At 51.0% G+C, this 17,273-nt stretch carries 1 protein-coding gene; it reads right to left on the reverse strand.

All coding sequences use genetic code 11. The annotated features are described in order from the left end of the window. Positions 1–34: 34 nt before the first annotated feature. A complete protein-coding gene (locus AC6R03_RS06195; RefSeq protein ID WP_500653648.1) occupies positions 35–17,080 on the reverse strand; it encodes a retention module-containing protein in 17,046 nt (5,681 codons plus the stop codon). Positions 17,081–17,273: the final 193 nt, after the last annotated feature.

The following is a 17,273-nucleotide window of genomic DNA, read 5'->3' on the forward strand; positions in this document are numbered from 1 at the left end:
CTAGCCAATCTTTCGGTTGGCTAGCTTAATGACGCTAATCGTGCATGATCACATTGCGCTCAATTAGGGTGGAGACAATCTGCGATGAGTCCATCTCAGCAAAACTGATTTGCTGACCAAGATCTTTTAATGTCACAGTTTGACGCGCACCGTTTTCTCCCTCGGGATGGATCTCCAGCTCGATATCATCATCATCGACCAGTCTGGCATTGACATGACTGAGCAGCACATCCATATCCACCTGATTGGCTTTGAGCTCAGGAAGCAGTTCCCTCAAATCAATCCTATCGCCCTCTGCGATATTGAGATCCGTGACCGTATCTGCCGCGCCATCTTCAATGCTGTTCCACACAAAGGTGTCCATTCCCGGACCACCGGTGAGAATATCAGAACCTAAACCACTGACAATGATGTCATCACCACTGCCCCCGACCAGTTGAGTATCTTGGTCACCTGCAATGATCCACTGAGGACGGGTTTGTGAAGAGCCATCAATGTCACTGGCCTCCTCTACCACCGTCAGTGACAACTCGATGGGTTCAGAGAAAGCGCTGTCGATCCCAATGCCCTCTTCAATCTCTGTCGATACTGCGGTTAACGTCAAGGAATACTCACCTAGGCTAACGTTTTGTATTTGTAAAGAATTAATCGCATCGGCACTGGCATACCAATCCCCACTCTCGTTGACTACCGTACCGCTGTCGCTACTTAGCACTGCGCCTTCTGGTACTCCCTCAATCAACAAGCTCAGTTCTTCACTACTGTCGGTGAGTGCTGCGACAATACCGAGCAACGCAATACCTTGGTTGCTCACGCTTTGACTGGCAGTGATGTGTCTGATTGCCTCATTTTCTGGGGCAATAGTCAGTGTCGGTATGTCACTCACGCCTTGAACATGCAATTGCAGCTCCGCAGTATCTTGAAGAAAGTCGTCATTACCTTGGGTTTGACCATTGTCTTCGATGGTGTAGCTAAACCGCACAGGCCCAGAGTAGTTTTCACCTGCAGTAAAAGTCCAAGATAAACCGTCAGAGCTTGCAACCAGGTTCCCTACCCCTTCCATCAGTTGAAGATTGATCACTTTCAACGTATCGCCATCAATATCTGAGCTGGCATCAATCAGTGATTGCGCGCTAATGACTATCGAGCCTTCTTCGGACATGGTACCTAGATCCAGCGAGGCCGCGACAGGCTGATCATTCACTTCAGTGACTCGAATTGCGAACGAGGTTTGTGCACTCTGACTGGTTGACGCGTTGGTATCATCGACTAAGCCAAAATTACCTAAATCGTTCACTTTGGCAGTGACGAGAGCAGGACCACCACTATTCAAGTCGTTCGCATTGTCCGCAGGCTGATAGACGACCACAGACGCCGCAAGTGCAGCATTGATGTTCGCGAGCTTGCCTTCCAAAATCCATTGACCGTCACTCCCTTGCACTGTGGTCAAGCCATAGACGAGTTCTGCATCACTGAGCACCAGCAATGAGCCCTTATCCACGCTGAGAGTGAGATGATACATAGCATCCGGGTCATCAAGCGTGCTGTCGATATCGTCAATCTGCAAAGTGTTGAGTGCCACCGATGTATCTTCTAAGGTGTCTACATCCAAAACATTAACAAACCTTGGCTGATCGTTTACTGCATCGATGAGCAGCATCACCGAAAACTCAGCCGGAGTGCCTAATACCTCAACACCTTGCGCGTCGCTATCTACCGATTGGACTTTGACTGTCAACGGCTTATCGATAGCCGTCGCACTTTGGCTATCGCTGTTGCGATCACCTGAATTGAACACGATTTTGTCTAGATGCGGCGCATTGATATTGAGCACCCATGTCTGTGTCGCGTCGTCGAACTGCGCTAACGTCACGCCATCGGGATAGTAAATGCTCGCGCCTTCAGGCACATCTGTGACGGTAACGCGCAGGGTTTCTGGACCATTTTCATTTACCCCTGAAACGCTCGAGGCGCTGTACACATTGTCGATCACTGACGCATCTACCTCGATATCGATGTTATCTCCTTCCAAGCCTTCGATGCGATCCGTGCTGTCGAGGTCGACGTCATCGCCTATTGGATTCACGGTAACGACAAATTTAGGTAGCGGCGCTGTCACTTCCGTTGGCACACCAAGCAGTGACTCTTGAGTAAATACCGTTAGGTTGAACTCCACCGTACCACTGAAGTCTTTCGGCGCTTGAAGTGATATTCCACTCAAATCCACATGAGTCATCTGCGCCGATGGTAAACGCACACTCCACACACCGTCGCCGTTATTTTTCACGCTGTAGTCGCTATCCGCATCGGCAAGCAGTAAAAATCCCTCGGGTACCCCAGTCAACTTGATCGACACAAACTGCTCGGAGCCATCATCGTCGGTGAGCGCAATATCGATCGGCCCCGATGCGCTAAGCGCTATCAGCTCATCTTCATTACCTTCAATCTCTATCGTTTCCGCAGAGTTTCCAGGCCCTGACACGATCACGTCATCAACCACTGGCATGACCTCAAAGCTCACCGACGTGGTGAACGTTTGGCTATCGGTTGCCTCTCCGGTTGATGGTGACTGATTGAAGAGCGCGCTATCGACAACTTCACCACTAATATTCACCACCACCTGATTATTGCCATCTGCAGACGGATAGTTTAACGCTGGCTTGAACAATAACGTATCTAATGCTCCGTCATTGATGGCTTGCTGATCAAACGACACCGACGTGCCTATCCATTGATAAACTTGACCACCTGTTCCGTCATCGACCACTTGATAAAAGGCGCCCACATTAGAATTGGCCAGCGTCAACATCACTTGATTCAAGGTTTCTTGGCCACCTTCAGTCTCACCGTTCAATTGATCAGCAATGGCGTGGGTGACGGCAAGCTGAATGTAACTGTCTTCATAGCCGATAGCATCGGATTGGCCGTTGTTATCAGCGTCAATCGCGCTCATGTCGTCGTCCAGTGAACCTAGAACATCGATAGAAAAACTCGGCTTGGCGCTGTTACCACTCTCCACATCGGCGACAGGGGCAACTTGCACGATCACACTGGCAGACGCGACGTTTTCATCACCGCTGGTGGTATCTTTGCTGATCACCGTAAACGGTAATAGAAAATCACCGGAGTAATCGTTTGGCAGCACAAGCGACAACCCATCGATAGAACCCAAAGCGCCGTCATTGTATTGAGTCTGATAAACAAACTTACCATTAACGAAATCGACATCGCCCCCTTGAATCGTGATCGGATAAACAACACCACCTATCTCAACGCTTGGTTCAAACACCAAGGTGACTTCATCAGGTGAGCCATCAATAGCGCCGCTCAACGACAACACGCTCAGTGTGGTCATCTGCTGACCGAGATTGACAACCGTATCTTCTTGCGCCGTCACAATCTGATCGTCTGTGATGGCGACCTCTGCAGCCACCTCATCTCCCGGAATAATCTGTTTTGCAAAAGCGATGACAACGCTGGTTGAGCGCTGAGCACCAGTCGATGATTCATTCGGCTCCAAGAGTTCACCATTGGCATCAATATCACCGGGGTCGACCACTTGGGTGTGCAAGGTCATCTGGAGCTCATTCGTACCGGTTAAATCGATATCACCAAAGTTAAGTCCTTCTGGTGCTTTGACACTGAAATTACTCTCGTCAGTGATCACCCAGCGCCCATTGCCTTCATAGGCCGCCCCTGTCACCAGCAACTGATCCAGTACAGAGTCTGGTAACGTTAGATCTTTAAGAGGATTATTAGGGTCTGGTACATAACTCAGTTCAAGCACCACTTGAGAGACCAACTCGACCGACGAGTTATCCGTTTCTTGGTACGAGATGATGACCTCATCATTGAGATCAGGATTGTCTTGATTAGTGGTAAACGTAATCGCACCCGACGTCGCGACGATAGGCACATAGTTTAGCTGCCCATCTCCTGTCAAAGAGAGAGGTTCAAACACCACGCCTTGCTCATTAGATAAACGCAGGCCATTGTTTTCATCTTGTGGCTCGACGACTGGACGCACCACCACTTCTATTGAGCCTGTGAGTGTCGCGCTAACACGACCGCCTTCACCGACAATATCATCACTGGTGTATTCGACATCGCGCTCTTCTATCTCGACGCTTGTCGAGAGCGTGAAATTAGTACTGGCATCTTTGGCAGGGGTGAGTTGAATAAAGTCCGCTTCTAACGCGACTTTAGTGAACGCCTCATGGCTAAGTCCGTTAGGCGTGACGACCAAAGTACTTACCCCATTGGCGTCTTGCGTCACGTCGACACTGACATCTGAGTTGTTGACGTTAATCATCGCTCCGCTTGGAATACCAGTGATCGTGATCGACGTAAAGTGCTCATCGCTATCAATATAGTCGCTCCCTTTGGGGTGCCAATCGATATTAATAGCTGAATCCTCATTGCCCACCGAGCGGTTGGTGTATTGCTCTGAGGCATCAATGACAGGGGCGACATTGACGCGAATGTCAGTATCAAAACTTAAGCTGTGACCATCGTTTTCTGTGACGACAATGGTGGCGGTAATATCGATATTTTGGGTTGAAGAATCGACAGGGCGAATAACGATACCAGAATCATTGATCGCACCGGTAATGTTCGCCTCGTAGCTAGGTTGACCATTCACATAGCCGACGAAGTTTAAGTCAATGACACTGCCATCCGTATCCTCGATTACCACCCCTTGTGGAATGTTCGACAAAATCACACTGAGCGTCTCTGAGTTATCCGTCAGCTCTTGCGCCCTTTCACCGGAGATCACTTCAAAATCAAGTTGTGCAAAATTGCTCGCATTTTGGCTCTCTTCAATGGTGGTCTCGATACGCATTTGGCCATTATCGGTCACCGCTACCCAGCCCGAATCAAATTCATCGTTGAGTATCGGAACATCAGCCACCCCTTTCACTTCAACATTGACCACTTTAGGCCCGGTGTAGGCGTCGTGTGTAGCACTCAACGTCGCGTCATCAGACAGTGACGCACTATCTCTCACGACACCCGTCACTTCAAAGCGGAAATCTTCATTGCTGTGCGCAGCGGGCACGACTTCAACCTGCGAAATAACGGCATATGGGATCTCTTGGTACGTTACGCCATCGACGTTGATCTCCACAATTGGGCTGTCGCCCGTACCGACCCAAGCCAGCGACGCACCCTCGGTGATATTGGCGATACGCACAAACAGGACTTCAGAGTCATCTGCGTCTGCCGAAGGCAACATTTCAATCACCTCATTTAACGTCAATGAGTCACGATTACCTTGCAGATCGGTATTGTCTGGGTCTGCGATGTTGTCTTCATTGATGCGAATCCGGCTCACTTTGAGTGTGCCAGTATCGGCATGTGGCGCCACATCGATAGTAATGGTTTTCGCCTCGGATCGCGCCGTCGACTTATCGACAGACCCGACGATGTATGGATTCACCTCTTCTTCACTGATTGCAACCACACTCAGTTGAATTTGCCCCGAAAAGTGCTCCGCAGGATCAATCTGAATCGAATTGATATCGCTGGAAGATACAAGATAAACACCCTCACTATTTGCCGTCAGCGGCTGACCGTCTTTATCGAGCAGTTCGAAGTCTCCCGTCACTGCTCGAAGTTCATAGGTAATGGTCTCTGGCGCACTGGTATCTTGGGTCTGGGCGTGTAGAGTCAGTGTGACGTTACGATCATCTTCAAGCACTTCATAGTGATCGATGCTATTTTCTTCATCCCAAACAGCGATGTCTGCAACCGACTGAACGTCTATTCGGATTCGGCCATTCACGCTGTGATCAACTTCGGTACCATTGAGAATATCCAGTGAATACCGCACAGTCATATTGCCATTGGTGGCCAAGTTACGATCAGGCACAAAGTAGAGGTTATCAATAGTGGCAATGACATTGTTGCCATCTTGAGCTTGGCTCTGCACCAGTTCACTGCCATCTAAACGCAGTTTTCCATCTGTATCCTGTTTAATGGCGTGGAATACACCGGCACTGTCTTGGTAATAGAATGTCCCTGAGTAATTACCACCAATGATGGTCAACGCGCCAATCGACTCGTCATTATCGACATCATAGAGATTGACCTGCACGCTCAATTTGGTCGGTGCATTATCAAGCTCAGATTGATTGTCATTGATGTTCTCGCGCTCGGGCTCATCACCAGCGGCGTAAACAATAGATGCATCTCGACCGGCATCTTCAAAGGTGGTGACATTTAAATTGATCGTGCGGGCGTTTCTGTCTGTGATGATGACATCTAACGTCGCTTGATCGATATCGTCATCGCCATCAGTCGCAATGGCATGGACACTGAACGTGATGTCGTCACCATCATGATCCAAATAACCGTTGGCTTTAAACTGAACCGAACCATCGCTGTTAATACGCAACACACCTAACTGTCTGGGGGCGTCATCCCCACCTAGCTGCTCAAACACTCGCACAGTTTGTTGCCCACTCGAGAGTTCAATGGCGCTTTCATAGGTATTGGCTGAGACTCTAAATACGATCGGATTGCCATCTCCACTGACTCCGCCTTCTAGGCGCGTTAGTTCAGCACTATCAGCCCCTTGGTCCGTTATCTGGTCAAAGAAATTGACGCTCGTACGGCCGAACCCGCTGCCTTCTACTTTGGTGATGGATTGGTCAGCCAAGGTTGGAATATCATCAGTAATCACAATCGGCAATGTCAGTACGTTACTTGCATCGTGATCATAATCTACCGCTGCTACAGTGAAGTAGAGTGTCACATCGTCTTCACTGGTTGCGACCGGATGATCAATTGGCCCCAACAACTCGAACGCGTAACTGTCATCTTGCGTATCAAATATGATTCGGAAAACCGGGGTGGCATTGGTTGCTGTGACGGCGGTGTAGCTCCATGTGGAGCCAGTGTTAATCACATCTTGCCAGACTAAAGCGTCTTCACCCGAACTGACACTGGCCAAAATGGCGTCCGCGTCCATTAATCGATACTCGGTGACACCATCCACACCGTCATCGACAGCAAACTGCCCCGAGACGCGACTGGAATCACTTTGATCTGAACCAATAGACTCAATGTCATCTTCATCGACGGCATTGCCCCCACCCCAACCATTTAAAGTGGGTGCGTCATCCGCAACATTGATTCCGAGACGAAATGCAGAAGAGCGATCCCCATCGCCGTCCACAGCTACCACATCAAAAGGAATGGTCAGAACATTGGAGTCTTCAGCATGGTCTAAAGCCCTCAGTTGCTGATAGCGATAACTGCCGTCATCACCAAGAACTAAAGTAAAGACGGGTTGCTGATTGGCGATACCTTGATAGCTTGTCGTACCATCTGCGCCTTCAATCAGTTGAATGACGACAGGAGTACCGCCCGAAGTCAGGCCACTTTGAGTCTGAGCGAGATTGCTGAGCGCAAAACTCACCACGCTATCCGCGCCCTGCGTATATTCCAGTTGCCCTTCGACCCATGCACCACTGCCCTCAATATTGGCTTCTTCGACATTCCACTCGCTGGTATTACTTAACCCGTCGATACTGGCAATATCATCGGTGACACTGATTTCAATGTCTGCGCTTGAAGACGCGTCGCCATCAGCATCTATCGCGACAATAGGTAAAGCAATGATTTGGCTATCAAGGCCTTGCACGGTGTGATCGATATTAGCCAGTAAGGTGAAGTGATAGTCACTTAGCGACGGCTGACCTAAATCCAGCTCAAATATGGGTAGTTTATCACCATCAAGTTCGATATAGCCTACATAACTGCCTGACTCAGCAGACTTTTCTTCGACCCTAATACGTTGACCGGAGGCGTAGATACCTTCGTTATTGAGATCATTGAACTGCTCCACATCGAACGCCAGTTTGGCAATATCGTCACTGCCTGTCGTCATGGTAACGGTACCTCTGACGTCAAGATTTGTATTCTCCCCACCAGAACCGCTTGAAAGGCCCGCCTCAAAGACACTGCCACCCGACACTTGAGTGATCACAGGAAGGTTGCCATCTTCTATGTCGATAGTGACCGTGCTGGTCAACACATCACCATCGCCATCTTCAATGGTCGCCACTAAGGTGTGGCTCACCACGTCACTGACTGAGTGATGATCGATGTTTCTATCTGGCGCAAACGAGAGTGTGCCATCGGCAGACACAATCACTTTGCCGTCGGTAACGACATACTCACTTTGACCGTCGACTAACGTAATCGGGTCGCCGCCATCAAAGGTGAATTGCGTCACCACGCCTTGCTCCGCGCCCGACGCACTGATGAGCGTAATCGGGTGTGATTCGTTATCGTACTGCGTATCAGGCTCAGTGACCTTTATCTCGCCATCTACCACCGTCTGAATGTCGTCATTCACTGTGATCGCGAGATTCACCGATGCTGATTCATCACCATCGCTGTCCACCGCGACCACCGGCAAGTTAATCACCAAGCTCTCATCATTATCACCGCTGTGATCGAGCGGTCTGAGCAAGGTAAAGGTGTAATCTTTAAGGGTGGCTTGATCGAGCGCGACCGCAAAAACAGGCACATCTTGCCCGTCAACGGTAATCACTCCCAGGTATTGACCGGGCACATCAGAGTCTTCTATCAAGCGCACGGTTTGCCCTTGCGCTTTCAATGTCGATTGCTCGGTAAAGCGCGTGATATCGAGTGTCAGCGCGGCAATGTCATCACTGCCGACATCGATGGTGATGGTGCCACTGTCTTGCACAGCAGCTTGGCCGTCTTCGGTGCCGCCCGTTAAACCGGACTCTGACACTTGCGCCGTCTCGATTTGAGTGATGACAGGGTCATTACCATCGTTAATATCGATAGTGACCGTGCTGGTCAGCACGTCACCATCGCCATCTTCAATGGTCGCCACTAAGGTGTGGCTAACCACGTCACTGGCTGAGTGATCGATGTTTCTATCTGGCGCAAACGAGAGTGTGCCATCGGCAGACACAATCACTTTGCCGTCGGTAACGACATACTCACTTTGACCGTCGACTAACGTAATCGGGTCGCCGCCATCAAAGGTGAATTGCGTCACCACGCCTTGCTCCGCGCCCGACGCACTGATGAGCGTAATCGGGTGTGATTCGTTATCGTACTGCGTATCAGGCTCAGTGACCTTTATCTCGCCATCTACCACCGTCTGAATGTCGTCATTCACTGTGATCGCGAGATTCACCGATGCTGATTCATCACCATCGCTGTCCACCGCGACCACCGGCAAATTAATCACCAAGCTCTCATCATTATCCCCGCTGTGATCGAGCGGTCTGAGCAAGGTAAAGGTGTAATCTTTAAGGGTGGCTTGATCGAGTGCGACCTCAAAAACAGGTACATCTTGCCCGTCAACGGTGATCACCCCCAGGTATTGACCGGGCACATCAGAGTCTTCTATCAAGCGCACGGTTTGCCCTTGCGCTTTCAATGTCGATTGCTCGGTAAAGCGCGTGATATCGAGTGTCAGCGCGGCAATGTCATCACTGCCGACATCGATAGTGATGGTGCCACTGTCTTGCACAGCAGCTTGGCCGTCTTCGGTGCCGCCCGTTAAACCAGATTCTGAGACTTGCGCCGTCTCGATTTGAGTGATGACGGGGTCATTACCATCGGTAATATCGATAGTGACCGTGCTGGTCAACACGTCACCATCGCCATCTTCAATGGTCGCCACTAAGGTGTGGCTCACCACGTCACTGACTGAGTGATGATCGATGTTTCTGTCTGGCGCAAACGAGAGTGTGCCATCGGCAGAGACGATCACTTTACCGTCGGTGACCAAGTATTCACTTTGACCGTCGACTAACGGAATCGGGTCGCCACCATCAAAGGTGAATTGCGTTACCACGCCTTGCTCCGCGCCCGACGCACTGATGAGCGTAATAGGCTGTGATTCGTTATCGTACTGCGTATCAGGCTCGGTGACCTTTATCTCGCCATCTACCACCGTCTGAATGTCGTCATTGACGGTGATCGCGAGATTCACCGAGGCCGAGTCATCACCATCGCTGTCTACCGCGATCACCGGCAAGTTAATCACCAAGCCCTCATCATTATCACCGCTGTGATCGAGCGGTCTAAGCAAGGTAAAGGTGTAATCTTTAAGGCTGGCTTGATCGAGCGCGACCTCAAAAACAGGTACATCTTGCCCGTCAACGGTAATCACTCCCAGGTATTGACCGGGCACATCAGAGTCTTCTATCAAGCGCACGGTTTGCCCTTGCGCTTTCAATGTCGATTGCTCGGTAAAGCGCGTGATATCGAGTGTCAGCGCGGCAATGTCATCACTGCCGACATCGATAGTGATGGTGCCACTGTCTTGCACAGCAGCTTGGCCGTCTTCGGTGCCGCCCGTTAAACCAGATTCTGAGACTTGCGCCGTCTCGATTTGAGTGATGACGGGGTCATTACCATCGGTAATATCGATAGTGACCGTACTGGTCAACACGTCACCATCGCCATCTTCAATGGTCGCCACTAAGGTGTGGCTCACCACGTCACTGACTGAGTGATGATCGATGTTTCTGTCTGGCGCAAACGAGAGTGTGCCATCGGCAGAGACGATCACTTTACCGTCGGTGACCAAGTATTCACTTTGACCGTCGACTAACGGAATCGGGTCGCCACCATCAAAGGTGAATTGCGTTACCACGCCTTGCTCCGCGCCCGACGCACTGATGAGCGTAATAGGCTGTGATTCGTTATCGTACTGCGTATCAGGCTCGGTGACCTTTATCTCGCCATCTACCACCGTCTGAATGTCGTCATTCACGGTGATAGCGAGATTCACCGATGCTGATTCATCACCATCGCTGTCCACCGCGACCACCGGCAAATTAATCACCAAGCTCTCATCATTATCACCGCTGTGATCGAGCGGTCTGAGCAAGGTAAAGGTGTAATCTTTAAGGCTGGCTTGATCGAGCGCGACCTCAAAAACAGGCACATCTTGCCCGTCAACGGTAATCACTCCCAGGTATTGACCGGGCACATCAGAGTCTTCTATCAAGCGCACGGTTTGCCCTTGCGCTTTCAATGTCGATTGCTCGGTAAAGCGCGTGATATCGAGTGTCAGCGCGGCAATGTCATCACTGCCGACATCGATAGTGATGGTGCCACTGTCTTGCACGGCAGCTTGGCCGTCTTCGGTGCCGCCCGTTAACCCAGATTCTGAGACTTGCGCGGTCTCGATTTGAGTGATGATAGGGTCATTCCCATCGCGAATATCGATAGTGACCGTGCTGGTCAACACGTCACCATCGCCATCTTCAATGGTCGCCACTAAGGTGTGGCTCACCACGTCACTGGCTGAGTGATGATCGATGTTTCTGTCTGGCGCAAACGAGAGTGTGCCATCGGCAGAGACGATCACTTTACCGTCGGTGACCAAGTATTCACTTTGACCGTCGACTAACGTAATCGGATCGCCACCATCAAAGGTGAATTGCGTCACCACGCCTTGCTCGGCGCCCGAGGCGCTGATGAGCGTGATAGGATGAGATTCGTTATCGTACTGCGTATCTGGCTCAGTAACGGCTATCTCGCCATCCACCACCGTCTGAATGTCGTCATTCACGGTGATAGCGAGATTCACCGATGCTGATTCATCACCATCGCTGTCCACCGCGACCACCGGCAAATTAATCACCAAGCTCTCATCATTATCACCGCTGTGATCGAGCGGTCTGAGCAAGGTAAAGGTGTAATCTTTAAGGCTGGCTTGATCGAGCGCGACCTCAAAAACAGGCACATCTTGCCCGTCAACGGTAATCACTCCCAGGTATTGACCGGGCACATCAGAGTCTTCTATCAAGCGCACGGTTTGCCCTTGCGCTTTCAATGTCGATTGCTCGGTAAAGCGCGTGATATCGAGTGTCAGCGCGGCAATGTCATCACTGCCGACATCGATAGTGATGGTGCCACTGTCTTGCACAGCAGCTTGGCCGTCTTCGGTGCCGCCCGTTAAACCAGATTCTGAGACTTGCGCCGTCTCGATTTGAGTGATGACGGGGTCATTACCATCGGTAATATCGATAGTGACCGTACTGGTCAACACGTCACCATCGCCATCTTCAATGGTCGCCACTAAGGTGTGGCTCACCACGTCACTGACTGAGTGATGATCGATGTTTCTGTCTGGCGCAAACGAGAGTGTGCCATCGGCAGAGACGATCACTTTACCGTCGGTGACCAAGTATTCACTTTGACCGTCGACTAACGGAATCGGGTCGCCACCATCAAAGGTGAATTGCGTTACCACGCCTTGCTCCGCGCCCGACGCACTGATGAGCGTAATAGGCTGTGATTCGTTATCGTACTGCGTATCAGGCTCGGTGACCTTTATCTCGCCATCTACCACCGTCTGAATGTCGTCATTCACGGTGATAGCGAGATTCACCGATGCTGATTCATCACCATCGCTGTCCACCGCGACCACCGGCAAATTAATCACCAAGCTCTCATCATTATCACCGCTGTGATCGAGCGGTCTGAGCAAGGTAAAGGTGTAATCTTTAAGGCTGGCTTGATCGAGCGCGACCTCAAAAACAGGCACATCTTGCCCGTCAACGGTAATCACTCCCAGGTATTGACCGGGCACATCAGAGTCTTCTATCAAGCGCACGGTTTGCCCTTGCGCTTTCAATGTCGATTGCTCGGTAAAGCGCGCTAAATCGAGTTTCAGCGCGGCAATGTCATCACTGCCGACATCGATAGTGATAGTGCCACTGTCTTGCACGGCAGCTTGGCCGTCTTCGGTGCCGCCCGTTAACCCAGATTCTGAGACTTGCGCGGTCTCGATTTGAGTGATGATAGGGTCATTCCCATCGCGAATATCGATAGTGACCGTGCTGGTCAACACGTCACCATCGCCATCTTCAATGGTCGCCACTAAGGTGTGGCTCACCACGTCACTGGCTGAGTGATGATCGATGTTTCTGTCTGGCGCAAACGAGATCGTGCCATCGGCAGAGACGATCACTTTGCCATCGGTGACCAAGTATTCACTTTGACCGTCAACCAGCGTAATCGGATCGCCGCCATCAAAGGTGAACTGCGTCACCACGCCTTGCTCCGCGCCCGACGCACTGATGAGCGTAATAGGCTGTGATTCGTTATCGTACTGCGTATCAGGCTCGGTGACCTTTATCTCGCCATCTACCACCGTCTGAATGTCGTCATTCACGGTGATAGCGAGATTCACCGATGCTGATTCATCACCATCGCTGTCCACCGCGACCACCGGCAAATTAATCACCAAGCTCTCATCATTATCACCGCTGTGATCGAGCGGTCTGAGCAAGGTAAAGGTGTAATCTTTAAGGCTGGCTTGATCGAGCGCGACCTCAAAAACAGGCACATCTTGCCCGTCAACGGTAATCACTCCCAGGTATTGACCGGGCACATCAGAGTCTTCTATCAAGCGCACGGTTTGCCCTTGCGCTTTCAATGTCGATTGCTCGGTAAAGCGCGTGATATCGAGTGTCAGCGCGGCAATGTCATCACTGCCGACATCGATAGTGATAGTGCCACTGTCTTGCACGGCAGCTTGGCCGTCTTCGGTGCCGCCCGTTAACCCAGATTCTGAGACTTGCGCGGTCTCGATTTGAGTGATGATAGGGTCATTCCCATCGCGAATATCGATAGTGACCGTGCTGGTCAACACGTCACCATCGCCATCTTCAATGGTCGCCACTAAGGTGTGGCTCACCACGTCACTGGCTGAGTGATGATCGATGTTTCTGTCTGGCGCAAACGAGAGTGTGCCATCGGCAGAGACGATCACTTTACCGTCGGTGACCAAGTATTCACTTTGACCGTCGACTAACGTAATCGGATCGCCACCATCAAAGGTGAATTGCGTCACCACGCCTTGCTCGGCGCCCGAGGCGCTGATGAGCGTGATAGGATGAGATTCGTTATCGTACTGCGTATCTGGCTCAGTAACGGCTATCTCGCCATCCACCACCGTCTGAATGTCGTCATTCACGGTGATAGCGAGATTCACCGATGCTGATTCATCACCATCGCTGTCCACCGCGACCACCGGCAAATTAATCACCAAGCTCTCATCATTATCACCGCTGTGATCGAGCGGTCTGAGCAAGGTAAAGGTGTAATTTTTAAGGCTGGCTTGATCGAGCGCGACCTCAAAAACAGGCACATCTTGCCCGTCAACGGTAATCACTCCCAGGTATTGACCGGGCACATCAGAGTCTTCTATCAAGCGCACGGTTTGCCCTTGCGCTTTCAATGTCGATTGCTCGGTAAAGCGCGTGATATCGAGTGTCAGCGCGGCAATGTCATCACTGCCGACATCGATAGTGATGGTGCCACTGTCTTGCACAGCAGCTTGGCCGTCTTCGGTGCCGCCCGTTAAACCAGATTCTGAAACTTGCGCCGTCTCGATTTGAGTGATGACGGGGTCATTACCATCGGTAATATCGATAGTGACCGTACTGGTCAACACGTCACCATCGCCATCTTCAATGGTCGCCACTAAGGTGTGGCTCACCACGTCACTGACTGAGTGATGATCGATGTTTCTGTCTGGCGCAAACGAGAGTGTGCCATCGGCAGAGACGATCACTTTACCGTCGGTGACCAAGTATTCACTTTGACCGTCGACTAACGGAATCGGGTCGCCACCATCAAAGGTGAATTGCGTTACCACGCCTTGCTCCGCGCCCGACGCACTGATGAGCGTAATAGGCTGTGATTCGTTATCGTACTGCGTATCAGGCTCGGTGACCTTTATCTCGCCATCTACCACCGTCTGAATGTCGTCATTCACGGTGATAGCGAGATTCACCGATGCTGATTCATCACCATCGCTGTCCACCGCGACCACCGGCAAATTAATCACCAAGCTCTCATCATTATCACCGCTGTGATCGAGCGGTCTGAGCAAGGTAAAGGTGTAATCTTTAAGGCTGGCTTGATCGAGCGCGACCTCAAAAACAGGCACATCTTGCCCGTCAACGGTAATCACTCCCAGGTATTGACCGGGCACATCAGAGTCTTCTATCAAGCGCACGGTTTGCCCTTGCGCTTTCAATGTCGATTGCTCGGTAAAGCGCGCTAAATCGAGTTTCAGCGCGGCAATGTCATCACTGCCGACATCGATAGTGATTTTGCCGCTGTCTTGCACAGCAGCTTGGCCGTCTTCGGTGCCGCCCGTTAACCCGGACTCTGACACTTGCGCGGTCTCGATTTGAGTGATGACGGGGTCATTACCATCTTTAATATCGATAGTAACCGTGCTGGTCAACACGTCACCATCGCCATCTTCAATGGTCGCCACTAAGGTGTGGCTCACCACGTCACTGGCTGAGTGATGATCGATGTTTCTATCTGGCGCAAACGAGAGTGTGCCATCGGCAGAGACGATCACTTTACCGTCGGTGACCAAGTATTCACTTTGACCGTCGACTAACGTAATCGGATCGCCACCATCAAAGGTGAATTGCGTCACCACGCCTTGCTCGGCGCCCAAGGCGCTGATGAGCGTGATAGACTGAGATTCGTTGCCATATTGAACATCCGGTTCGGTCACCACAATCTTCGCATCAGATACCAAAGGAACATCATCCACGACGGCAATGACTAAGTTGCTATTGGCGGTAGTATCGTTGTCGGCATCAATCGCGAAAACAGGCAATGAAACTAAAACGTCGTCTTTGCCCTGCTCTGAATGGTCAAGCGGCGCAAGCAGTTCGAATTGATACGCGACTTCAAAGCCGCCAGAACTCAGGTTGCTGACGCTCTCAATGATGAGAGAAAAGACATCGACTCGCTCCTCACCTTGTATGACAAATCCAACATACTCACCCGGTTGCGACGGGTTAGCCTCAAGAGTCACGATTTGCCCTGCAGAGGTGAGACCATTGGCCTGCTGACTCTGGTTGAATGCCTCGACGTCCAGGCGAACATCCACCACTTGATCACTCCCAAGCTGACCGGCTATCGATCCCGTTACAATCGGGCTAACACTGCCTGCCTCCGTTCCCGTCGCCAAACTTGATTCTAGTGCCGTTTTACCGTCGATAGGAGACAGTGTCGGCGCCTCACCGTCACTGATCGCCGTGCTCACACTGACGGGTGAGCGTAATAGGTTACCTAAAGCATCCGCTCCCTGAATCTCAATGTTGATCCTGATTTGGTCATCATTAATCGCCACCAATCCTCCCGCCACTGACGGAAGATGATCGATCGGTTGACTCAGCGTTGTGGTGATCTCCAGATTGATGTCTCGACCAATATTGGCTGCGTTAATGTCAATGCGTAATACTTCCCCTTGCACATTGACACCAATAATTGCATTTTGCGAGTCATTATAGGAAAACAGGACATCCCCGCCATTCGAAGTGATATCACTATTGAGTTCTGTGAGCAGCGCGGCTATGGATGAGGTCTCAGGAACAAAAGACTCGGGATCGAGAGTAAGATCCCCGGCAGCAATGAGAGTGCTGCTGACAATAGTGGCAGGATAGGTCCCGAGAGATAACGAACCTTCAGACAGGGTGGCTGCTACGCTCTCGCCACCTTGAGAAAATTGAAAGCGGCGTCCAGTATCTTGCGTTTCAGACTGGGCCTGAGCATTGAAACCCGCGGTTTCGAAAAAGGTGCTCGCCAGTACTTCGGGATTATTGTACGCGATAGTAATGAAGCCGCCGTTGGCTGAGCCACTCGTCCCTGCACCCGCTGCCGTGGCTTCTAAAATCGCCGTCGGGTCAGCGCCCGCAAGAATAGCCTCTTGAATGGCCGCCAATTCATCACCGCTCATTGCCCCTTCACCAAGTAGCGCATCATCAACCTGAATGTCGCCGCTGACTGGCGCGGTTGCCCAACCAAATCCCTCACCTGGTTCTATGCAGCTGACGCAATTTTCATCAATAAACAGTGTTTCTGATACGTCTTCGAGAACGAGCGTCCCACCTTGAGCGGTGATGATCATCTCACCGATGTTGATATTCTCACCGACTTGCGCTTTGCGCGCCTCCCCGTTGGGCGAGGCGATCACGACATCACCATTCACTTCTTTGACACGACTTGGCTGGCGAATGACTTCTACGTCCATAACATTTCCCTTTGTGAATTAGCGTCCCACGTCTTTGACGTGGATACGGGTTATGCACTAGAGCGAACTGACTGAAACGAGAATTTATTATTAGAGTTGTAATTTTAGAGAAGCAAAAAACATGCACATCTAACATCATCACTCAATCTCATAGCGAGAGTAAGAAAAGATTAAGCTTTTTCGCCACAGTCTC

It is taken from the genome of Vibrio sp. R10-SG-ISO4, assembly GCF_059834135.1.